19 protein-coding genes and 1 pseudogene are annotated in these 22,428 nt (G+C 64.4%); 17 read left to right on the forward strand and 3 right to left on the reverse strand.

The window, feature by feature from the left end:
* The first annotated feature begins 222 nt into the window (after window positions 1–222).
* The 17 genes and pseudogenes from O3300_RS27685 to ahpF all read left to right on the forward strand — a co-directional run bounded on the left by O3300_RS27685 (window position 223) and on the right by ahpF (window position 20,134).
* Complete coding sequence (locus O3300_RS27685; RefSeq protein WP_289900575.1) at window positions 223–2,484, forward strand: YgiQ family radical SAM protein; 2,262 nt, start codon at window positions 223–225, stop codon at window positions 2,482–2,484.
* Window positions 2,485–2,765: 281 nt separating this feature from the next.
* Window positions 2,766–2,873, forward strand: a pseudogene (locus tag O3300_RS28445) (zinc-ribbon domain-containing protein); the annotation flags it as partial.
* Between the two features lie 270 nt (window positions 2,874–3,143).
* On the forward strand, window positions 3,144–3,836 hold the full coding sequence (locus O3300_RS27695) for a hypothetical protein (RefSeq protein ID WP_305054683.1): 693 nt from the start codon (window positions 3,144–3,146) through the stop codon (window positions 3,834–3,836).
* Between the two features lie 47 nt (window positions 3,837–3,883).
* Entirely contained in the window at window positions 3,884–4,609 is a 726-nt protein-coding gene (locus O3300_RS27700; RefSeq protein ID WP_289914043.1) for a hypothetical protein, read from the forward strand.
* 65 nt (window positions 4,610–4,674) lie between these two features.
* A complete protein-coding gene (locus O3300_RS27705) occupies window positions 4,675–5,805 on the forward strand; it encodes a zinc ribbon domain-containing protein (protein ID WP_305054684.1) in 1,131 nt (376 codons plus the stop codon).
* A 9-nt stretch (window positions 5,806–5,814) separates the two neighbouring features.
* Complete coding sequence (locus O3300_RS27710) at window positions 5,815–6,909, forward strand: zinc ribbon domain-containing protein (protein ID WP_305054685.1); 1,095 nt, start codon at window positions 5,815–5,817, stop codon at window positions 6,907–6,909.
* A gap of 164 nt (window positions 6,910–7,073) precedes the next feature.
* Window positions 7,074–7,955 carry an EamA family transporter gene (locus tag O3300_RS27715; RefSeq protein ID WP_305054686.1) on the forward strand — a complete coding sequence of 294 codons (882 nt, stop codon included), beginning with the start codon at window positions 7,074–7,076 and terminating at the stop codon, window positions 7,953–7,955.
* Window positions 7,956–8,163: 208 nt separating this feature from the next.
* Entirely contained in the window at window positions 8,164–9,123 is a 960-nt protein-coding gene (locus O3300_RS27720; RefSeq protein WP_369811642.1) for a sugar ABC transporter substrate-binding protein, read from the forward strand.
* A gap of 84 nt (window positions 9,124–9,207) precedes the next feature.
* On the forward strand, window positions 9,208–10,758 hold the full coding sequence (locus O3300_RS27725; RefSeq protein WP_305054687.1) for a sugar ABC transporter ATP-binding protein: 1,551 nt from the start codon (window positions 9,208–9,210) through the stop codon (window positions 10,756–10,758).
* A gap of 18 nt (window positions 10,759–10,776) precedes the next feature.
* On the forward strand, window positions 10,777–11,748 hold the full coding sequence (locus O3300_RS27730) for an ABC transporter permease (RefSeq protein ID WP_099666105.1): 972 nt from the start codon (window positions 10,777–10,779) through the stop codon (window positions 11,746–11,748).
* Window positions 11,749–11,762: 14 nt separating this feature from the next.
* Window positions 11,763–12,821: a LacI family DNA-binding transcriptional regulator gene (locus O3300_RS27735; protein WP_305054688.1), complete on the forward strand. Its 1,059-nt coding sequence runs from the start codon at window positions 11,763–11,765 to the stop codon at window positions 12,819–12,821.
* On the forward strand, window positions 12,818–13,726 hold the full coding sequence (gene rbsK / locus O3300_RS27740) for a ribokinase (protein WP_251351564.1): 909 nt from the start codon (window positions 12,818–12,820) through the stop codon (window positions 13,724–13,726). Before O3300_RS27735 ends, rbsK begins: the two co-directional genes overlap by 4 nt.
* Before the next feature lie 13 nt (window positions 13,727–13,739).
* Complete coding sequence (gene rbsD / locus O3300_RS27745) at window positions 13,740–14,132, forward strand: D-ribose pyranase (RefSeq protein ID WP_305054689.1); 393 nt, start codon at window positions 13,740–13,742, stop codon at window positions 14,130–14,132.
* Between the two features lie 134 nt (window positions 14,133–14,266).
* The gene (locus O3300_RS27750) at window positions 14,267–17,110 is read left to right on the forward strand and encodes an EAL domain-containing protein (protein ID WP_305054690.1); all 2,844 of its coding nucleotides are present in this window, start codon (window positions 14,267–14,269) and stop codon (window positions 17,108–17,110) included.
* 170 nt (window positions 17,111–17,280) lie between these two features.
* Complete coding sequence (locus tag O3300_RS27755) at window positions 17,281–17,673, forward strand: DUF3597 domain-containing protein (protein ID WP_099666109.1); 393 nt, start codon at window positions 17,281–17,283, stop codon at window positions 17,671–17,673.
* Window positions 17,674–17,868: 195 nt separating this feature from the next.
* A complete protein-coding gene (ahpC, locus tag O3300_RS27760) occupies window positions 17,869–18,432 on the forward strand; it encodes an alkyl hydroperoxide reductase subunit C (protein ID WP_077398190.1) in 564 nt (187 codons plus the stop codon).
* A gap of 106 nt (window positions 18,433–18,538) precedes the next feature.
* Entirely contained in the window at window positions 18,539–20,134 is a 1,596-nt protein-coding gene (gene ahpF, locus O3300_RS27765) for an alkyl hydroperoxide reductase subunit F (RefSeq protein WP_305054691.1), read from the forward strand.
* 73 nt (window positions 20,135–20,207) lie between these two features.
* Here ahpF and O3300_RS27770 read toward each other — a convergent pair whose 3' ends face one another.
* The 3 genes from O3300_RS27770 to O3300_RS27780 all read right to left on the reverse strand — a co-directional run bounded on the left by O3300_RS27770 (window position 20,208) and on the right by O3300_RS27780 (window position 22,403).
* A complete protein-coding gene (locus tag O3300_RS27770; protein WP_099666111.1) occupies window positions 20,208–20,546 on the reverse strand; it encodes a CzcE family metal-binding protein in 339 nt (112 codons plus the stop codon).
* Between the two features lie 136 nt (window positions 20,547–20,682).
* A complete protein-coding gene (locus O3300_RS27775) occupies window positions 20,683–21,309 on the reverse strand; it encodes an ATP-binding cassette domain-containing protein (RefSeq protein WP_305054692.1) in 627 nt (208 codons plus the stop codon).
* Window positions 21,300–22,403 (reverse strand): hypothetical protein, encoded by a 1,104-nt coding sequence (locus O3300_RS27780; protein ID WP_305054693.1) that lies wholly within the window; start codon window positions 22,401–22,403, stop codon window positions 21,300–21,302. Before O3300_RS27780 ends, O3300_RS27775 begins: the two co-directional genes overlap by 10 nt.
* Between the last annotated feature and the right edge of the window lie 25 nt (window positions 22,404–22,428).

Raw genomic sequence — 22,428 nt, forward strand, 5'->3', positions numbered from 1 at the left:
ACATCTGGGGTCAGACCCGCCGGGTCTGACCCCAAGGGCCTCTTTCTCCCAAGTAATTGAAAATTAAACGTTTTTTGTACTGAAATCCAACAGTAAAAAGCAGGCCGTCAGGTTGGAAATGGCCAATTCCGGTACAATCCGTACCCTATGAGCTCCCCTACCAATTTATTTGCGACCGTTCCCAAGCGGTCTGCCCGCGCTGCCGTGGCGCCTTTCCTGCCGATGTCGCGTGCCGAGATGGACACGCTGGGCTGGGACCAGTGCGACGTCATCCTCGTCACGGGCGACGCCTACATCGACCATCCGAGTTTCGGCATGGCCCTGGTCGGCCGCCTGCTCGAAGCGCAGGGTTACCGCGTCGGCATCATCAGCCAGCCGGACTGGCTGTCGGCCGACGCGTTCCGCATCCTCGGCAAGCCGCGCCTGTACTACGGCATTACCGCCGGCAACATGGATTCCATGGTCAACCAGTACACGGCCGACCGCAAGATCCGCTCCGACGACGCCTACACGGCGAACGCGGAACCGAACAAGCGCCCGGACCGCGCCGTCACCGTGTACGCCCAGCGCGCGCGCGAAGCGTATCCCGACGTGCCCATCGTCATCGGCAGCATCGAAGCGTCGCTGCGCCGCATCGCCCATTACGATTACTGGTCGGACAAGGTCCGCCGTTCCGTCTTGCCCGATTCCAAGGCTGATTTGTTGATCTTCGGCAATGCCGAGCGGGCGCTGGTCGACCTGACGCACCGCCTGGCTGCCGGCGAATCGATCAAGGATATCCGCGACTTGCGCGGCACGGCCTTCATGGTGCCGTCCGGCTGGCTGCCTGGCGACGACTGGGGCGTGCACAATTCCACCCGTGTCGACGTGCCCGGCAAGATCGATCCGCACTACAGCCCGTACGAGATGGTGCAGGAAGACAAGACCGCCTGCGCCACGGAAAATGCGTCGAAGTCGGCCGAAGTCATCAAGCCGATCCGCATCATGAGCCGCGAAGAACGCCTGGCCATGGCCAAGGAAAAGCACGACAAGACGGTGGTGCGCCTGCCCGCCTACGACGTCGTCAAGGATGACCCCGTCATGTATGCGCACGCTTCGCGCGTGTTCCATCTGGAATCGAATCCCGGCAATGCGCGCGCCATGGTGCAGGCGCACGGCGAACGCGACGTGTGGCTCAACCCGCCGCCGCTGCCGCTGGCCATGGACGAGATGGATGGCGTGTACGACATGAATTATGCGCGCGCCCCGCACCCGAGCTATGGCAAGGCGCATATCCCCGCCTGGGAAATGATCCGCTTTTCCGTCAACATCATGCGCGGCTGCTTCGGCGGCTGCACCTTCTGCTCGATCACGGAGCATGAAGGACGCATCATCCAGAGCCGTTCGGAACCGTCGATTTTGCGCGAGATTGAACATATCCGCGATAAAACCAAAGGCTTTACGGGCACCATTTCCGATATGGGTGGCCCGACGGCGAATATGTACCGCCTCGCTTGCAAGGAAAAAGAGATCGAAGTCTCGTGCCGCCGCCTGTCCTGCGTGTACCCGTCCATCTGCGTGAATCTGGGCACGGACCACAGCAAGCTCATTTCCCTGTACCGCAAGGCGCGCGCCATTCCCGGCATCAAGAAAGTCTTGATCAGCTCGGGCTTGCGCTACGACCTGGCCGTGCGTTCGCCCGAGTACGTGAAGGAACTGGTCACGCACCACGTCGGTGGCCTGTTGAAAATCGCGCCCGAGCATACGGAAGAGGGTACCTTGTCGAAGATGATGAAGCCCGGCATCGGCGCGTATGACGAGTTCAAGGAAATGTTCGACCGTTTCTCCCTGGAAGCAGGCAAGAAGCAGTATTTGATTCCCTACTTCATCGCCGCCCATCCGGGCACGACGGACGTGGACATGCTGAACCTGGCCCTGTGGCTGAAGAAAAACAATTTCAAGCTGGACCAGGTGCAAACCTTCATGCCCACGCCGATGGCCATGGCGACGACCATGTATCACACGCGCAAGAATCCTTTGCGCAAGGTCACGGCAGACTCGGAAGTGGTGGAAACGGCGCGCAGCGGCAAGATCCGCCGCACCCATAAAGCGTTCCTGCGCTACCAGGACCCGGCCAACTGGCCTATCCTGCGCGAAGCGCTGGTCAACATGGGCCGTGGCGACTTGATCGGCAATGGCGACAAGCATTTGATTCCCGCCTGGACCTCGTCCGAGTCGGGCGGCCTGGCCGCCGGCGAACGCAGCCGCCAGACGCATGGCGCCGGCACGCCGGACAAGTTCAAGGTTACGCCGGGCAAGAACCGTATCGCCCTGGGCGGCACGGCCGCGGCGCCGAAGGCGACCGCCGTCGAATCGAAGGTGCGTCCATCGATCTTGTCGACCATCAAGACGAAGGCCAAGCCGGCCGCCGTGCCGATGGGCCGTGGCAGCAAGCCGCCAGCCAAGGGCGGCCATGCCGCACCGGCACGGGGCGGACGCAAGTAAGCCGTCCTCGGCACCCCGGGCATCGCCTGAAAACCCGGCAACGCAGACAGCGTTGCCGGGTTTTTTGTTATCTGCGCACCAGGATGGGGCGCGACATGCCTTGATGGCGGAATTTTTACCAATATTTAAAAATTGAATAGAGCAAAAGGCAATTTTCCCTTGTGGCAACTTGGTGTTTGAAAATATACTCGTTGAATATTTAGCCGTACGGCAACAATGCTGCCATTCTGGCAAGCGCCAGCGTACGCGACTTCCAGCGTTTAGATGAAAAGAGATGCCAATTGAAATGCCTTTCCTGCCAGGCCGAGAATAAGCCGGGCGCAAAATTCTGCTCTTCCTGCGGCACGACGTTTGCCGTTGCTCCTGCCGCCGCCGCTCCCGTGCCAGGCAAAGCCTGTGGCCAGTGCGGCCATGATTGCAAGCCGGACGCCAAGTTCTGCCCCAAGTGCGCATTCAGCTTTGCCGTGGCGCCCGTTGCCGCAGCGGCGCCGCCGCCGCTGCCGGAAGCGGTCATCGAGCCGCGCATCGAGCCGGTTATCGAGCCGGTCATCGAGGCTGTGATAGCCCCCGTGATCGAGCCGCTTATCGAGCCCGTCACTGAGCCCGTCATTGCATCCATACCCGTGCCTGAGCCGGAACCTGAGCCTGCCCCAGCGCCCGTGGCGGAGCCTGTCGCGCCGCCAGCGCCAGTGCTGGAAAAGCGCCGTGCCGATCCTGGCCCCGCAGCGGAACCTGCTCCCGCACCCGCCAGCGTGCCCGCAGCGGCATCCGACAGCCCGGCCGGTGGCAGCCGCATCAAGCTGATCGTCGCAGCCGTCGCGGCGGTGGTGGTATTGGGTGCGGCAGGCGGATACTATTACCTGTCAGCCAAGCCTGCCGAACCCGCGCCAGTCCCCACGCCGACGCTTCCCGCCGAAGAAACGACGGCTGCCGCCGAGCAGCCGCTGGCCATCAGCGACCCTGCGCTCGATGGCGCCACGACGGCCGACCATGCCGCGACACCTGCTGCCGAGCCTGAGCCTGAGCCTGAGCCAGCGGCAGCTCCTGCACCGGCGCCGGCGCCAGCGCCAGCGCCTGCACCGGCACCGGCACCTGTCGCGGAAAAACCCGCCAGGCCCATCAAGGTGACGCCGCCGGCCGCGCCTGTCAGCAAGCCTTCCGGTCTCGAAAGCGTGATCACGGACAGCCTGTCGGAAGCGAGCCACTGCATGAGCCAGCGCAAATACGACTGTGCCATTGCCAACGCGAATGCCGTGTTGCGCATGGACACGGGCAACCGCTACGCGCTCGACATCAAGCGCAAGGCGAAAGAAGCGCAGGACAAGGCGCTGTCGCAAATCCAGATCGAGTAAGCCGCGCTGCTTGCCTTCCCCCTATTTTGACCTTTCCGGAGAATAACGTGAAAAACCTGAAACAAATGGCCAAGCCCCTGGTGGCGATGCTGGTCGTGTCCTCGATGCTGGCCGGTTGCGCCGCGCCGGGCGGCCCTGGCGCCACCGGCAATACCACTACCGCCGGCACGGACGCGGCCAGCGGCGAATGCAATACGGCCATGCTGGCCGGCATCGGCGCCGTCGTGGGCGGCTTGCTGGGCGGCGGCAACAACACCGTGCGCGGCGCGGCCCTGGGCGCCAGCCTGGGCGCGCTCGCTTGCGTGGCCTTGAATTATCAAAGCCAGCAAGTCAAGACGGCGCAGCAGGTGCAGACCGACTACAAGGTGGCCAACAAGGGCAAGCTGCCCGAGCAGTCGACCCTGGTGAAATACGAGACGGGCTTTACGCCGTCCTCCGTGCGTCCGGGCCAGAAGGCGCAGACCAATTCGTATATCGAAGTGGCGGCCGGCACGCGCGATCCGAACCCGCTGGTGGAAGAGGAATTGAGCCTGTACAAGCCAAATGGCGACTTGATCAAAACCGTGCGCAAGGTGGTCAGCAGCAATAACGGCAGCGGCGCCTACAAGGGCGGCTTCTCGATTCCCATGCCGGAAGGCGTGCCGCAGGGCATTTACCCGGTGCGCACGGCCCTGTACCTGAATAGCAAGCGCGTCGGTGGCCAGGACGTCAAGCTGCAGATCGTCCAGCGCCAGGCGCCGGCATCCGAGCTGCAACTGGCGCTGGCCTACTAACACCGTGCTACCACGGGGCGGCCAGGCAGGCCGTCCCCTTCCGATTTCCCCCTTTCAGGCTAGACATGACCATTTCCACAGAAGCAGCTAAACCTCTTCCCTTTTCCTCCGCCGTGGGCTCGCTGATCGAAGCGACCGACGCCATCAGGAACTTCCGCGCGATTGCCTTGCTGGCCCTGACCTTCATCGGCGCCGTGCTCGTCGGTGGCGTGCTGACGATGCTTGCCGGCGGCATGAGCAGTGCGCTGCTGGCCTTCCTGGGCGGCTTGATGGCCTTCCTCGTGATGTTCTACGGTTCCAATGCCGTGGGCATCCTGCTGATGCGCGATGCGCAAGGCCAGCCGGGCATGAGCCTGGTGGATGCCGTGCTCGTTTCGCTGTACACGAGCCACCGCCTGATCGCGGTCGTCTTCCTTGAATTTCTGATCGTGCTGGCGGCCATGATCGCCATCGCCATCATCTTGTTCGTCTGCAAGATCCCCGTGCTCGGCCCCGTGCTGTACGCGGTCGTCTTCCCGCTGTCGGCCATCGTGCTGGGCGTGCTGGTGTTTGCACTGTTCTACGTGATGCTGCCGCTGGCCGGCCCTGCCGCCTGGTCGGGTGCCAGCGTGTTCCAGATCATTGCCCGCCTGAACCAGATCGTGCGCACCAAGCTGGTGTCCGTGATCTTGCTGGAAGTGCTGCTGTTCCTGATCACCGCGTTTGTGGCCCTGCTGATCTTTGGCGTGCTCGGTACCGGCGTGTCGCTCACCACGGGCATGTCGGCTGGCATCCTCAGCCTGGGCGAGATGAATATGTATGCGCTGGCTGCGGGGCTGGGTCGCGGCGGCTCCGGTTCCGGCTACATCGTCGCAGCCGGCCTGGGCGGCGGCTTGCTGATGGCGGCCGCGGCCGTAGTGCCTGGCCTGATCTTTACCAAGGGCGTGTGCATCATTTACCTGGACGCCACGCGCAATGTCGACTTCGGCGCCTCGGAAGCGAGCCTGAACGACGGCCTGGCCACGGTCAAGAAAAAAGCCGAGGAAGCGCGCGAGCGCGCGCGTGCCCTGGCCGAGCAGGCGAGCGCCCCCGCCGCGCCAGCCGCTGCCGCTGCACCGGCCGCCGCGCCGGTTGACAGCCTGCAGTGCCCAAGCTGCAAGGCACCGGTCGCATCCGATGATGTGTTTTGCGGCGAATGCGCGCATAAACTCAAGTAAAGGCACGCCATGGCTCACTTCTGCACCCAATGCGGCACCGCCCATGTTCCCGGCGCGCGTTTTTGCGATGAATGCGGCAAGGCCGTGAACGCCGCGCCGTCGCCCGCACCTGCGCCGTCGCCGTCGCCCGTCGCGCCCGTCAAGCCGACCGGTGTGCAGCGGCGCCACCTCCTCCTTGCCGGCGGCGTGCTGGCGGTGGTCGTCGTGGCCGGTGGCGCACTGGCGTGGTTGCTGGCGCCAGAGGCAGCCTCGTCCAGCAGTTTCAGCCGCGCCATCGATGCCCACCTGGCGGCCGACGAGGCGGCGCGCGACAAGTTGCTGTGCCTTGCCAACTTGCCGTATCAGAAGGAAGAGATCCGCGTGGCGTCGTACGACAGTTCTACTCGGCAATGGCTGGATATCCTCGTGCGTAGCGGGCTGTACAGCGCACCCGTCGAGCAAAGCAGCGGCGGCTGGGTTGCGCAATCGCAATTCGTCTACGCGCTGGCCGCGCCGGGCAAGGCGGCCTTGCGCGGCGACAAGCTGTGCGTGGCCAAGGGCGTGAAAGTGGCCAAGGTCAGCGGCTACGATCAGGTGCGCGACCTGGGCGAACAGCAAGTGGCGATGGCCAAGGCCACCCTGGCGTTGACCGATGAGGCGGCGTGGTTCGCCAAGTCGCCGGACCGCGCATTGATCCTGCAACGCTTGCCGGACGGCGACCTGGAAGTGCGGCTGCCGCTGGCGCTGGTCGACAAGCAGTGGCAAGTCATCGACCAAGCGCAGATGAGCCAGGCGGCCATGACCGGTGTGATGGGCAAAGCGCGGGCAGGGCAGGGCGCGGGCATGCTGGACAAGCTGAAAAGCGTGTTCAGCTTTGGCGGCCACCCGGCGGTGGGGAAATGGCAGGCGGCGATGGGCAATGTCCTGGAATTTACACGCGACAGCGTGATCAATAACGGGACCTCGACCAAGGCCACCTTCACCACCAACGGCAATACCGTGACGATCGCACCGGAAGGCGCGGGCGAAACGGCCATGGACATTATCGTCAGCGACGATGGCAGCACGGCGCAGATCAGCATGGGCGGCATGCGGGTGACGACGCTGCGCCGCATGCGCGATTAAGAGGCTAAGCCGGCGGCGCAGCTTGCCGCCTTGCAGCATTCCAGAAGCCCGGCCATGCCGGGTTTTTTTTCGCCGCCGACCAGGAAGGGGAGGCAGGTATTTATCTTGACATCAAGATAGTTCGCGCCCACACTGGTCTTTTATCTTAATGTCGAGATAGTTTCATGGCCTCTTCCTTTGCCCGCCCCGCCTGGGGCGATATTCTGCTCACGGCGCTGGCGCCCCTGATCTGGGGTTCCACGTATATCGTCACGTCCGAACTGCTGCCGCCGCACCGTCCTTTCACGGCAGCCCTGATCCGCGTGTTGCCGGCCGGCATGCTGTTGCTGCTGCTGATGCGGCGCCTGCCCGCGCGGCGCGACTGGGGCCGCGTGCTGATCCTGTCCGCGCTGAATATCGGCGTGTTCCAGGCCCTGCTGTTCGTCGCCGCCTACCGCTTGCCGGGCGGTTTGGCGGCCGTGGTGGGGGCCATCCAGCCGCTGCTGGTGATGGGGCTCGCCTGGGGCGTGGAAGGGCGCCGCCCCGCCCGCCTGGCCCTGGGCGCCAGCGTGCTGGGCGTGGCCGGCATGGGCGTCTTGCTGTTGTCGCCGCGCACGGTGTGGGAACCCATCGGCATCGCCGCCGCGCTGGGCGGCACGGCCTGCATGGCGGCCGGCACCTATCTGACGCGGCGCTGGAAGCCGGACTTGCCCGTGCTGGCGCTGACGGGCTGGCAATTGCTGCTCGGCGGCCTGATGCTGGCGCCCGTCGCCTGGCTGGCCGACGCGCCCTTGCCGGCACTGTCCTGGCAGCAAGTGCTGGCCTACGCTTACCTGTGCCTGGCCGGCGCCCTGCTGGCGTATGCCTTGTGGTTCCGCGGCATCGCCCGCCTGTCGCCCGTGGCCGTGTCCTCGCTGGGCTTGCTCAGCCCCCTGATGGCTGTCGTGCTGGGCTGGGCCTTGCTGGGCCAGGCCATGACGGGCTGGTCGATGCTGGGCTTGCTGCTGGTGCTGGCCAGCGTGCTGGCCGTGCAGTGGGCCAGCGCCCGTCCCGCAACAAAGTCCTGACTTCCGCGTATTTCCCTCCAGCAGGCTGATGGCATCAGCCTGCCTGTTTCCCTCTGAACGCTCCCTTTTTGCTGCACCGCACATACAGTTTTGCTTGCACTGATATGGGGCATTGAGGCACTATTCGCTTCGCGCAAACGTTTGCGCGCAACGAATTTCCTAAAAAGCATGCAGTACACGTGCTTGACCAACAACTCTGGAGACGCTCATGACATCCCGTATTCGCCTGAAAATGATTGCCGCCGCTGTCCTGGTGTGTGCCTTGCCCGCCGTGCCGGCGATGGCGCAGACACCTGCCAAACCAAAGGTGGCGCTGGTGATGAAGTCGCTCGCCAATGAATTTTTCCTGACCATGGAAAATGGCGCCAAGGCGCATCAGAAGGCGAATGCCGCCAAGTACGACCTGCTGTCGAACGGCATCAAGGATGAAACGGATACGTCGAGCCAGATCAAGCTGGTCGAGCAAATGATCGTCTCGCGCGTCAACGCGCTGGTGATCGCGCCGGCCGACTCGAAAGCGCTGGTGCCAGTGCTGAAGAAAGCCATCGACGCGGGCATCATCGTCGTCAATATCGACAACAAGCTCGACGCGGGCGCCCTGAAAGAGAAGGGCATCACCGTGCCGTTCGTCGGCCCGGACAACCGCAAGGGCGCCAAGGTGGTCGGCGACTACCTGGCGCAGCAAATCAAGAAGGGCGACCCCGTCGGCATCATCGAAGGCGTGTCCACCACCTACAATGCGCAGCAGCGCACCCTGGGTTTCCAGGATGCCATGACGGCAGCCGGTGCGAAAGTCGTCAGTGTGCAGTCTGGCCAGTGGGAAATCGCCCCCGCCAACACGGTGGCGGCCGCCATGCTGAACGCCAATCCGAATATCAAGGCTTTGCTGTGCGGTAACGACAACATGGCCATCGGCGCCATTTCCGCCATCAAGGCGGCCGGCAAGACGGGCAAAGTGCTCGTCGTCGGCTACGACAACATCAACGCCATCAAGCCGATGCTGGCCGATGGCCGCGTGCTGGCTACCGCCGACCAGTTCGGTTCGCAACAAGCCGTGTTCGGCATCGAGACCGTGCTGAAAGCCCTGGCGCAGAAGAAGAAACAGGCCGAGCTTGGTGGCGTCATCGAAACCAAGGTCGAACTGGTCGCCAAGGGCGCCAAGTCCTGATCGTTTGATCCCGCCGGGGCCGGCGCCCGCTTGCTCACCGAGCAGGCGCCGCCGGCCCCGCCGCCACTACCGCGGAGTTTTATCATGCCCACCGACATTCCACCGGCGCCAGCCGCCATCCCCTTGTTAACGCTCGATAACATCGGCAAGTCCTATGTCGGCCCCGTCCTCGGTGGCGTGGGCCTGCGCTTCGCCCCTGGCCAGGTGCTGGCGCTGACGGGCGAAAACGGCGCGGGCAAGAGCACCTTGTCGAAAATCATCTGCGGCCTGGAGCAAGCCACCACGGGCACGATGTTGCTCGACGGCAAGCCATACCAGCCCGCCTCGCGCGGCGCCGCCGAGGCGCTGGGCATCCGCATGGTGATGCAGGAACTCAACCTGATTCCCACCCTGTCGATCGCGGAAAATCTGTACCTGAAGAATTTGCCGCAGCGTTTCGGCTTCATCGACCGCAACCGTCTTGAGCGCGACGCGCGCGAACAGATGGAAAAAGTGGGATTGGGCGGCCTCGACCCGTGGACCTTGGTCGGCGAACTGGGCATCGGCCACCAGCAAATGATCGAGATCGCGCGCAATTTAATTGGCGCTTGCCGCCTGCTGGTGCTCGATGAACCGACGGCCATGTTGACGCACCGCGAAGTGGAATTGCTGTTCCTGCAAATCGAACGCCTGAAAGCCGACGGCGTGTGCATCATCTATATTTCCCACCGCCTGGAAGAACTCAAGCGCGTGGCCGACCGCATCGCCGTGCTGCGCGACGGCCAGCTCGTGTGCGACGACGATATCGCGGGCCACTCCGCCGCCGACCTGGTCAGCCTGATGGTGGGCCGCTCGGCCGACGACGCCGTCGACCTGAGCGGCCGCACCATCGGCGCACCGCTGCTGCGCGTGCGGGGCCTGGCGCGCGGCAAGGTCGTCAACCCGACCTCGTTCGACTTGCGTGCCGGCGAAATCCTCGGCATCGCCGGCTTGATCGGCTCGGGCCGCACGGAATTGCTGCGCCTGATCTTCGGCGCCGACCGCGCCGACGCCGGTGACGTGTTCCTCGGCGACAGCGCCACGCCCGCCGCCTTGCACTCGCCGCAGGCCGCCGTGCAAGCGGGCATCGCCATGATCACGGAAGACCGCAAGGGCCAAGGCTTGCTGCTGCGCCAGTCCATCGCCGTGAATACGACCCTGGCCTCGCTCGACACCGTCAGCGGCGCTGGCTGGCTCAACGACGCGGCCGAAGCGACGGTGGCCGACGACTATATCCAGCGCCTGGGCATCCGCTCGCGCAACAGTGCGCAAACGGTGGCGGAATTGTCCGGCGGCAACCAGCAAAAGGTGGTGATCGCCCGCTGGCTGTACCGCGACTGCCCCGTCATGCTGTTCGACGAGCCCACGCGCGGCATCGATATCGGCGCCAAGTTCGATATTTATCAGGTGCTGGCCGAACAGGCGCGCCAGGGCAAGGGCCTCGTCATCGTCTCGAGCGACTTGCGCGAACTGATGCTGATCTGCGACCGCATCGCCGTCATGAGCGCCGGCAGCATCGTCGATACCTTCGAGCGCGGCGCCTGGAGCCAGGACGCGCTGCTGTCGGCCGCCTTCTCCGGCTATTTGACCCCCACTTCCACTCCAGCTGCGGCCTGATCCGCCGGAAAGATTCCCATGACCACCAACTCCTCTCCTTCGTATCTGCAGCGCAGCCTGGCCGACCTGAAAAACTATGCGGGCCTGATCGGCGCCCTGGTCGCCATGTGCGTGCTGTTCTCGTTTGCCAGCGAAAACTTCTTCACGCTCGCCACCCTCAGCACCCTGTCGAACAACATCCCCACCCTGGTGGTGATGGCCGTCGGCATGACGTTCGTGCTGATCATCGGCGGCATCGATTTGTCCGTCGGTTCCGTGATGGCGCTGGCCGCGTCCGTGCTGTCGCTGGCCGTCGTGCACTGGGGCTGGCCCGTGTGGAGCGCGGCCCTGCTGGGCATGTTCGTCGCCGCCCTGTGCGGCGCCACCACGGGTCTCATTTCCGTCGGCTGGCGCATTCCCTCGTTCATCGTCTCGCTGGGCGTGCTGGAAATGGCGCGCGGCATGGCGTATCAAGTGACGAACTCGCGCACGGAGTACATCGGCAGCGCCGTTGACGGCATCAGCTCGCCAATCGCGTTCGGCCTGTCGCCCGCCTTCATCGCCTCGATCGCCATCGTCGTCATCGGCCACCTGGTGCTCACGCGCACGGTGCTGGGCCGCCACTGGATCGGCATCGGCACGAACGAGGAAGCCGTGCGTTTGTCCGGCATCAATACAAAACCGTCGAAGGTGCTGGTGTTTGCCCTGATGGGCTTTCTGGCCGGCGTGGGCGCGCTGTTCCAGGTGTCGCGCCTGGAAGCGGCCGACCCGAACGGCGGCGTGGGCATGGAATTGCAAGTGATCGCCGCCGTGGTGATCGGCGGCACGAGCCTGATGGGCGGGCGCGGTTCCGTCATCAGCACCTTTATCGGCGTGTTGATCATTTCCGTGCTGGAAGCGGGCCTGGCGCAAGTGGGCGTGTCGGAACCCGTGAAACGCATCGTCACGGGCCTGGTGATCGTCGCCGCCGTGGTGCTCGACACCTACCGCCGCCGCGGCGAACGCGCCTAAGCGCCACATCGCCCATGGCAACCATCAAGCAAGTGGCGCAGGCGGCGGGGGTGTCGTTTACCACCGTGTCGCACGTCCTCAACAATACCCGCCCCGTCAGCGACGAGGCGCGCCGCGCCGTGCTGGCGGCGGCGGAGCAATTGCATTACGTGCCCAGCGCGCTGGCGCGTTCCCTGCGCAGCCGCAGCACGGGCACCATCGGCCTGATCATTCCGAATAATACGAACCCGTATTTTTCGGAAGTGGCGCGCGGCATCGAGGACAGCTGCTACGCGGCCGGCTACAGCGTCATTTTGTGCAATTCCGATGACGACCCCGTCAAGCAGCGCGACTACCTGAACGTGCTGCTGACCAAGCGCTGCGACGGCCTGATCCTGTCCGCGCTGGCCGACAGCGACGGCGAATTGCTGCGCAAGATGAAGGTGCCGGCCGTGCTGCTCGACCGCGCGCCCAGCGACTTGTCCATCGATGCCGTGGCCGTCGACAACCGCGCCGGCGGCGTGCTGGCCGCGCGCCATTTGCTGGGCCTGGGACGCCGGCGCCTCGCCTGCATCGCCGGTCCCCGCGAAGTGAGCATTTCCAACGACCGCATCGCCGGCGTGCGCAGCGCCATGGCGGACGCCGGCGTGGTCCTGGCCGACGCCCTGTGCCGCCACAGCGATTTTACGAGCGCGGGCGGCTATGCGGCCGCGCTGGACTTGCTGGCGCTGCCGCCAGACCAGCGCCCCGATGCCTTGTTCTGCTGCAATGACCTGATGGCCTTCGGCGCCTTGCGCGCCGCCGCCGAGCGCGGCATCGCCGTGCCGTGCGAACTGGCCGTCGTCGGCTTCGACGATATCGACCTGGCCAGCTTCGTGCATCCGGCCCTGACCAGCGTGGCGCAAAATACGCGCGAACTGGGCCGCATCACGGCCGCCTGCCTGCTGGCGCGCATCGCCGACCCCGCCTTGCCGCGCCAGCAGCGCAGCATCGCCCCGGAATTGCACGTGCGCGGCTCCAGCGCGGCCGTCAGTTTACCTTCTTCCGCACCTACTTCTTCACCTGCAACTGAACTGATGGGAATGACATCATGATCGTGGTTATCGGCAGCATCAATATGGACCTGGTCTTGCGCGTGCCGCGCATGCCCCTCCCCGGCGAAACCCTGACGGGCGGCGCCTTTCGCACCATTCCTGGCGGCAAGGGCGCCAACCAGGCCGTGGCCTGCGCGCGCCTGAGCGGCAAAGTGGCGGGCGCCCAGCAAGTGGCCATGGTCGGCTGCGTGGGCGACGACGCGTTCGGTGCGACGTTGCGCGCGGCGCTGGTCGGCGACGGCATCATCGACAGCCACATCACCACCTTGCCGGGCGTGGCGTCCGGCATCGCCTCGATTCTCGTCGACGACAATGGCCAGAACAGCATCGTCATCGCCGGCGGCGCCAACGATCTGTTGAGCCCTGCACACATTGATGCGGCGCAAGGCTTGATCGAACAGGCCGATATCGTCGTGCTGCAGCTGGAAACGCCGATGGCCACCGTCGTGCATGCGATCAAGCTGGCCCGTTCGCTGGGCAAGACCGTGGTGCTGAACCCGGCCCCGGCGGCCAGCCTGCCGGACGGCGTGCTGGAACTGGTCGACTACCTGATACCGAATGAAATCGAAGCGGCCATGCTGGCCGGCGTCAGCCCGGATGGCGCGGATGCCAAGGCGCTGGCCGCCGCACTGCAAAAGCTGGGCAGCGACAACGTCATCATCACCCTCGGTTCCAAGGGCGTGCACGCGGCCCTGTACGGCGGCGACTTCACCTTCCCCGCCGAAGTGGTGCAAGCCGTCGACACGACGGCCGCCGGCGACACCTTCATCGGCGGTTTTGTGGCGGGCCTGGCGTCCGGCATGGACGAGGCGGAAGCGATCCAGCAAGGCCAGCGCGCGGCCGCCTGGAGCGTCACCAAGCCGGGCGCGCAAACCTCGATCCCCCACTTGCACGAGCTGTTCTAACGACACGACGCCCATGAAAAAATCACCGCTGCTCAATATCGCACTGTCGCAACTGATCGCTTCGCTCGGCCATGGCGACATGCTCGTCATCGGCGACGCGGGCTTGCCGTCGCAGCCGGGCGTGCCCCTGATCGACCTGGCCCTGACGCGCGGCATCCCCGGCTTCATCGATACCGTCAACACGGTATTGACTGAAATGCAGGTGGAATACCATTTGCTCGCCAGCGAGTTGCCGCAGCACAATCCAGCCATGGCGGCGCAGGTGACGGCCTTGTCCCTGCCCGATGCGCGCCAGGTGACGCATGAGGAGTTCAAGCAATTGAGCAAGGGCGCGCGCGCCATCGTGCGCACGGGCGAGTGCAGTCCGTACGCCAACATCATTTTGGTGGCCGGCGTCGTGTTCTAGCGCAAACAATGGCGACATTGTTTGCCAAAAACATCAACGCTATTGTCCTCACTGAAATAGTTATCCATTGGCAAAAGGGGCGGCTACAATAGCCTTACCCCTGCCAGCTCGGCAGCTTCCTGTGGTGTTCCGCCATGCCGATGAAAGCCCGCGACGCTTTCCGCCTTGTCTTGCCGCTCGCCGGCAGGCTGGCGCGCGCCTGGCGTGGCTTTGTCTTCCTGCTGCTGTGCCTGGCCACACCAGCCCGGGCGCTGGAACCCGTTACCCTGCAGCTCAATTTCACGCACCAGTTCCAGTTTGCCGGTTATTACGCGGCCATCGAGCAAGGCTATTACCGCGAGGCGGGGCTGGAAGTCAGGCTGGTCGAAGGCGGCGGCGGGCCGCTGGCCGAGGCGGCCGTGCTGGCGGGCCAGGCCGACTATGGCGTGGGCAACAGCACCTTGTTGCTCAGCCGACTGGCCGGCAAGCCCCTGGTGGTGCTGGCCGTCGTGTTCCAGCATTCGCCCAGCGTGCTGCTGATGCGCCAGCAGGGCGGCGCGCCCGACGTGCGCAAGCTGGTGGGGGCGCCCGTGATGATCGGCGCGGCCGGCGACGTGGCCCTTGCCGCCGATGAAGTGTCGCTGTTCCTGGCGAAAATGGGCGTCGCGCCGCAGCAGATGCGCCACTTGCCGCCTAGCTACCGCATCGAAGATTTGATCGATGGCAAGGTCGCCGCCGTCGCCGCGTATTCCACCAACGAACCGGACTACCTGGACCGGGCGGGCTTTCCCTATTATCAGTTTACGCCGCGCACGGCCGGCATCGATTTCTACGGCGACAACCTGTTTACCAGCGAGCATGAACTGCGCCGCCATCCCGAGCGCGTGAAAGCGTTCCGCGCGGCCAGCCTGCGCGGCTGGCAATACGCGATGGCGCACCGCGAGGAAATGGCGCAACTGATCCACGTCAAGTACAGCCAGCGCCACGACCGCGCGCACCTGCTGTACGAGGCGCAGCAGATGGAGTTGCTGCTGCAGCCCGTGCTGGTGGAGCTCGGCTACATGAATCCCCAGCGCTGGCAGCACATCGCCGACACGTATGCCAGCATGGGCGTGCTGCCGCGCAATGCCACGGACAGCCGCGCCTACAAGGGTTTCCTGTATCGCCCCGTGCCGGGCGCCGACCTGGGCTGGCTATACCTGTCGCTGGGTTTGGCGGGCAGCTTGCTGGCCGTGTCGGCGGCCTTTCACTTCAACAACCTGGCCCGCGAGCGCCGCCGCACGGAGGAAACCATCCGCCAGGGGGAGTTGCGCTTTCGCACCATGTTCGAGGAAGCGCCCATGGGCATCGCCCTGATCGATACCGTGAGCGGACAGTTTCTCGACATCAATCCGCGCTACCTGGCCATCAGCGGGCGCAGCCTGGAACACATGAAGCAAACGAGCTGGATGGAGATCAGCCATCCCGACGATGTGCCCGGCGAGCAGGAGCAGGTGGCGCAGTTGCTGGCGCGTAGCTTGCAGGGCTTTCGCCACGCCAAGCGGATCGTCCGGCCCGATGGCGGCGTGGTGTGGGTCGACGCTTCGGTGACGGCCATCGCCACGGCGCGCCATGGCGGCCCGCACCACCTGTGCATGCTGGAAGACGTGACGGACAAGCGGCAAACGGAAGCGCTGATCTGGCAGCAAGCCAACTTCGATACCCTGACGCAATTGCCGAACCGGCGCATGTTCCACGAACGCCTGCGCCAGGCGCTGGCCCAGGGGCGGCGCGATACGAGCCGCGTGGCCATCCTGTTCATCGACCTCGACCATTTCAAGGAAGTCAACGACACCCTCGGCCACCACCAGGGCGATATCCTGCTGATCGAGGCGGCGCGGCGCATCCGCGTGGGCGTGCGCGAGACGGACACGGTGGCGCGCCTGGGCGGCGATGAATTCACGGTGATCCTGTCCGACCTCGATGATCTGCAGCAAGTCGATCGCATCGCGCGGCAGATACTCGACGGCTTGCTGGCGCCATTCCTGCTGGGGCAGGAGCAGGCGTTCGTCTCGGCCTCGATCGGCATCACCCTGTATCCGGACGACGCGGGCACCATCGAGGAATTGCTCAAGCACGCGGACCAGGCCATGTACGTGTCGAAAGGGGCGGGGCGCAACCGCTACAGCTACTTTACGCCCGCCATGCAGGTGGCGGCCGTCAACCGTATGCGCCTGGGGGCGGACTTGCGCACGGCCCTGCGCGAACAGCAGATGCAGCTGTATTACCAGCCCATCGTCGCGCTGCATGGCGGACGCATCGAGAAGGCGGAAGCCTTGCTGCGCTGGCACCATCCGCAACGTGGCCTCGTGTGTCCGCCGGATTTCCTCGCGCTGGCCGAAAGCAGCGGCCTGATCGTGGAGATCGGCGACTGGGTGCTGTGCACGGCGGCGGCGCAATTGCTGCATTGGCGTGCGCAAGGCCATGCCATCGGCTTGCCGGGGCTGCAACTGTGCCTGAACCAGTCGTCGCTGGAATTGCAGCGCGAAGTCGAGGCGCCCGGCACCTGGCTGCGCCAGCTGGCGGCGCTCGGTGTGCCGGCCTCGGCCATCGTGCTCGACATGCGTGAAGATGTACTTTTACCTGGCGGCACCAGCATGGCGCCCCGCTTGCAGCATTTGCGCGAAGCGGGCTTGCAGATCGCCCTGGACGACTTCGGCAGCGGCCATGCTTCGCTGACGCAATTGCAGCAATGCGGCATCGATTACCTGAAGCTCGACGGCGTGCTGGTGCGCAAGCTGGCGCCCGGCGCCAGCGAGCTGGTGCTGTGCGAAGCCATCGTCACCATGGCCCACAAGCTGGGCTTGCGGGTGATTGCCGAAGGGGTGGAGACCGACGAGCAGCGCGCGCGGCTGCTGGAGATCGGCTGCGATTTTGCGCAAGGCGAGCTGTTTGCGCCGCCGCTGGCCATCGAAGCGTTCGACGCGCTGCTGCGCGCGCAGCGGCCCTTGCACCCTTGAAACAGGCGTCGCCTGCCACCAGATGGCATGCACGCCTGCGGGACAGGGCTCCCGGCTTGAACGGGCTTATACTCGACGGGCTGGCGCCTGCGCCCGGCTTTGCTGTCACCGGTACCTACACCGGGAGCGCAGGCAGTATTTCTTCCATTCACTCAACTCGAGGTGACCTCATGGGCATTTTCAGCAATATCTACAACAAGATCTTCCACCATTCGTCCGACGCTGCCCCGGCAGCCACGCCAGCCGCCGCTACCGACGCGCCAGCTGCCGCCGCACCGGCCGCTGCACCAGCGGCTGCCGTGCCGGTGGTGGACGTGGAAGTGGTGCTGGTCGACCTGGCCAGCAAGAACGCGGAAAAACTCAATTGGCGCACGTCCATCGTTGACCTGATGAAACTGCTTCAACTGGACAGCAGCCTGGCGTCGCGCAAGGAACTGGCACAAGAGCTGCATTTCACGGGCGACACCAACGATTCGGCCAGCATGAATATCTGGCTGCACCGCCAGGTGATGATCAAGCTGGCGGAAAACGGCGGCAAGGTACCGGAAGAGCTGAAAAACTAAGAACTGAACACCTGGCGGCGGCAGGGGTATCCACTGTCACCGCTATCCAATCCCGTGGGAACTGCCTATCATGGAGTTCCCATGGCGTCATGATAGCTAAAACTAATTGAAACTATTGTGACAATCAATTTTGCATATGGGTTAAAACCCCTTACACTAGAGTCTTACTGATTCACCACACGAGAGGAAATGACTATGTCGCTGATCAATACCCAAGTTAAACCATTCAAGGCAACCGCTTACCACAATGGCAAATTCGTCGACCTGACGGAAGCGTCGCTGAAAGGCAAGTGGTCGGTATTCGTCTTCTACCCAGCCGACTTCACCTTCGTTTGCCCAACCGAACTGGAAGATCTGGCCGATCACCATGCTGAATTCCAGAAACTGGGCGTCGATGTCTACGGTATCTCGACCGATACCCACTTCGCGCACAAAGCCTGGCACGACACCTCGGACGCGATCAAGAAAGTGCAATACGCACTGATCGGCGACCCAACCGGCGCCCTGTCGCGCAACTTCGAAGTCATGATCGAAGAAGAAGGCCTGGCACTGCGCGGTACCTTCGTCATCAATCCGGACGGCTTCATCAAAGTGCTGGAAGTGCATGACAACGGCATCGGCCGTGACGCAGCGGAACTGTTGCGCAAAGTCAAAGCCGCTCAGTACGTGGCGAACCACCCAGGCGAAGTGTGCCCAGCCAAATGGACGGAAGGCGCAGCGACCCTGACCCCATCGCTGGACCTGGTTGGCAAGATCTAAGTCTTGAAACCTTGCAACATCTAGCAGCAAACAAGTAGTTACCGCGATGCCGGACCGGGTGTCCGGCCCGGCATTCGCCTAAATATTTGTAGAAAAGGAAAACATCATGTTAGACGCCACCCTCAAAACCCAACTGAAATCCTACCTGGAAAAAGTGGTGTATCCGCTTGAGTTGGTCGCTTCTCTCGATGACAGCGCAAAAGCCCGCGAGATGAAAGAATTGCTCCAGGAAATAGTCCTGTTGAGCGACAAGATCACGCTGGTCGAGCGCACTGACGCTGGCGTACGGACCCCGTCGTTCAGCATCAACCGCCCAGGCACCGATATCGGCGTGCGTTTCGCCGGCGTGCCGCTGGGCCATGAATTTACCTCGCTGGTGCTGGCGCTGCTGCAAGTGGGCGGCCACACCATCAAGTTCGACGATGCCGTGATCGAGCAGATCCGCAACCTCGACGGCGATTACGAGTTTGAAACGTTTATTTCGCTCTCCTGTCATAACTGCCCGGAAGTGGTGCAGGCATTGAATGCCATGGCCGTGATCAACCCGCGCATCAAGGTCACCACCATCGATGGCGGCGTGTTCCCGCAAGAAGTGGAAGCGCGCCAGATCATGGCCGTGCCGATGATGTTCCTCAACGGTGAACACTTCGGCCAGGGCCGCACGAATGTCGAGGAAATCCTCGCCAAGCTCGACACCAACGCCGGCGCCCGCCAGGCGGAAGCCCTGAACAAGAAAGACGTGTTCGACGTGCTGATCGTCGGCGGCGGCCCTGCCGGCGCGGCAGCGGCCATCTACGCGGCCCGCAAAGGCATCAAGACGGGCGTGCTGGCCGAGCGTTTCGGCGGCCAGGTGCTCGACACCCTTGCCATCGAGAATTTTATTTCCGTCAAGGAAACGGATGGTCCGAAGTTCGCCATGGCGCTGGAACAGCACGTCAAGGAATACGAAGTCGACATCATGAACACCCAGCGCGCCGCGAAATTGACGCCGGGCAAATTGGTGCAGATCGAAACGGCGAATGGCGCGATCCTGAAAGCCAAGACCGTCATCCTGGCTACCGGCGCCCGCTGGCGCGAAATCAACGTGCCGGGCGAGAAGGAATACCGCAACCACGGTGTCGCCTACTGCCCGCACTGCGATGGCCCGCTGTTCAAGGGCAAGCGCGTGGCCGTGATCGGCGGCGGCAACTCGGGTGTGGAAGCGGCGATTGACCTGGCCGGCCTCGTGAAACACGTGACCCTGATCGAGTTCGGCGCGGAATTGCGCGCCGATGCGGTGCTGCAACGCAAGCTGCACAGCCTGCCCAACGTGACCGTGATCACCTCGGCGCAAACCACCGAGATCCACGGCGACGGCAAGATCGTCAATGGCCTGAGCTACACGGACCGGGTCAGCGGCGAATCGAAGAAGGTCGGGCTGGAAGGCGTCTTCGTGCAAATCGGCCTGGTGCCGAACACGGAATGGCTGAAAGGCACGGTAGCGTTGTCGCGCCACGGCGAAATCGAAGTCGATGCCCGCGGCCAGACCTCGATCCCCGGCGTGTTTGCGGCCGGCGACGTCACCACGGTGCCGTACAAGCAGATCATCATCGCCACCGGCGAAGGCGCCAAGGCAGCCCTGTCCGCCTTTGACCACCTGATCCGCTCGGATGACGAGGAAGTGGTCGAAGAGTCTGCCGCCAAGGAAGCACTGACGGCGTAACTATTGAGCTGTATCAAGAAAAAACCGGAACTGCCGCAAGGTGGTTCCGGTTTTTTTTATGCATAGAAGAAACTTAGCTGCCCGCGTACAGCGGATTGCCGGCCACATACACTTGAATCCCGTCGACGGGCATGTCCTTCGGCGCGATGTCGGCCAGGGCGAAGACGGTCCTGTTGTTGAAGGTGTGTACGTGCCACGTAAAACGCTGGCCGGCGCGCGCGATGGTGACGGTTTCGCCGTGCGTGACGTTGATGTGGCGGGCGTCGGCTTGCAGCTCGATGGTGCGCTGGGCGGCGGCGTGCGGGGCGCTGCTGCCATAGTCGGTAGCCGTGCCCGTGGGGCCGGCCGCGATGGCCGAGGTGGCGAAGGCGGCGCACAAAATCGCCAGGGCGCGGCGGTGGGTGTTCAACATAGTAATCTCCAAGAATAAGCCAGGCGCGGTGAATAAGCGCGCCGTGTTATGGGTAATGGCTGCACCGGGATCGCCGGTTTTTGCAACACGGCATCGTAAGCTGTCCTTGGTCGATCTGCAAAGCTGTATTTCCTGTCTATATTTCCAGCGTCGCCGCCAGCGGCACGTCCGGCGCCAAATGGCTGGTCAGCACGATGCACTGGCGCGCCAGGCGGGACGGCTCGGCCAGGCGCGCGCGCAGGTGCGCCATGGCGGCCGCGTCGAGGCCGTTGAACGGTTCGTCGATCAGCAGCAGGCGCACGGGCAAGGCCAGGGCCAGGGCCAGTTGCAGCTTTTTATGCTGGCCCAGCGAGAGGGCGGTGATGCTTTGCTGCAAGGTTGATGTCATGGCAAAGGCGTGCAATTCCGCGTTCAGCAGCGACTGGTCGCTGCCTGGGTACAGGGCCAGGTGCAGGTCGAGAAACTCGTGCACTTGCAGCCAGGGCAGGGCGGGCGTGTCGCCGCCGCAATAGAAAGTCTGGGCACGGTAGGCCAGCGGCATGGCGACGCTGTCGACGTCATCGAGGCGGATGGCGCCGCGCGCGGGCAGCAGGGCGCCGCCCGCCAGCTTCAGCAGGGTTGTCTTGCCGGCGCCGTTCGCGCCGCGCAGCCAGGTGACGCCGGGGCCGAATTGCTGGTTGTAGCCCTGGAAGACGTTGTGTGTGGGGAAGTGAAAATCGAGGTGCTCGAGGTGCAGCACGGGAGTAGGCAGGTTCAATTCCATAGTTCGCTTCCGATGGCGCTCAAGGCAAGGATGGAGAAAACGACGAGGGCGACGCGCCCGCGCGGCGTCAGGCGGGGCAGGCCGACGATGGCCAGCAGGGCCGCGCTGGCGGTGAGGGCGTAGACGCCGGTCACGCGCCGCTGCAGGGCGGCGGGATCGATGCAATACAGCAAGATGCCAGCGCCCAGCAGCACGGCAAAGGCGGGGAGCAGGCTGGCGGCGCAGGCCAGGCGCGTCAAGGCCGTGCTGGCCAGGGGCCAGGCGTCCAATGCGGGGCGCAGCACGGCGATCTGCTCGCGCACGGCCTTGTCGCCCCGGTCCGTCACGATGACCAGGCTGGCGCTGGCCAGCAAACCGAGCAGCGGCGCGGGTACGAGCGGCGCGCGCAGCAGCCAGGCCAGCATGCTGGCGCCAGCCGTGGCCAGCAGCACGCTTTGCTGCAGGCCGATCACATTTTCATTGCGCCAGAACGGCAGCCAGAACAGCTGGCGCCACAGGAATATCGTGCGCCAGCGGGGCCGTTGCGGCACATACGCCGTCATCGTGGGGGCGCGCGCCCTGTGTGCGGGCCGCGGCGCGCGCAGGCGTTGCGCCACGATGCGCGCCGTCAGCAGCCACGCCAGCAGCCAGACGGCGAGGGTGGCGGCCATGCCGGGCGCGGCAACGGGGCGCAGCCAGGGAGGCGACTGCAGCAGCCATATGGTGGCCGAGACGGCATAGGCGAGGCCCAGCGGCAGCATCAGCAGGCCGGCGACGGCGATGTCGGCTTGCCAGCGCAGGTGGCGCGGCAAGGGCAGCTGGCGCAGCCACGCGGCGGTACTGGCCGGCAACAATCGCTTGCGCAGCAGCCAGGCGGGCAGGCATGTCAGCAGCATTTGCGCCGCCAGCAAGCTCAGGGCCGCTGGCCAGGGCAGGTTCATGGCGAGAAATCCCGGCAGGGCGATGACGCTGAGCAGGCCCAGCAGGACGGGACCGGCCAGGAACACGAGAATTTCCATGGAACTGGCCAGGCTGGCGGCAAATTGCAGCAAAGCATGATGGGCCAGGCGCAAGCGCAGGGCGAGGTAGGGGGAAAAGCTGCGGGGCAGGCGCATCAGGCAGGAGCGGCGGAGTCGGCAA

The sequence above is a fragment of the Janthinobacterium sp. SUN206 genome (assembly GCF_030587305.1).
In the GTDB taxonomy this organism is placed as follows: Bacteria; Pseudomonadota; Gammaproteobacteria; order Burkholderiales; family Burkholderiaceae_D; genus Janthinobacterium; species Janthinobacterium kumbetense.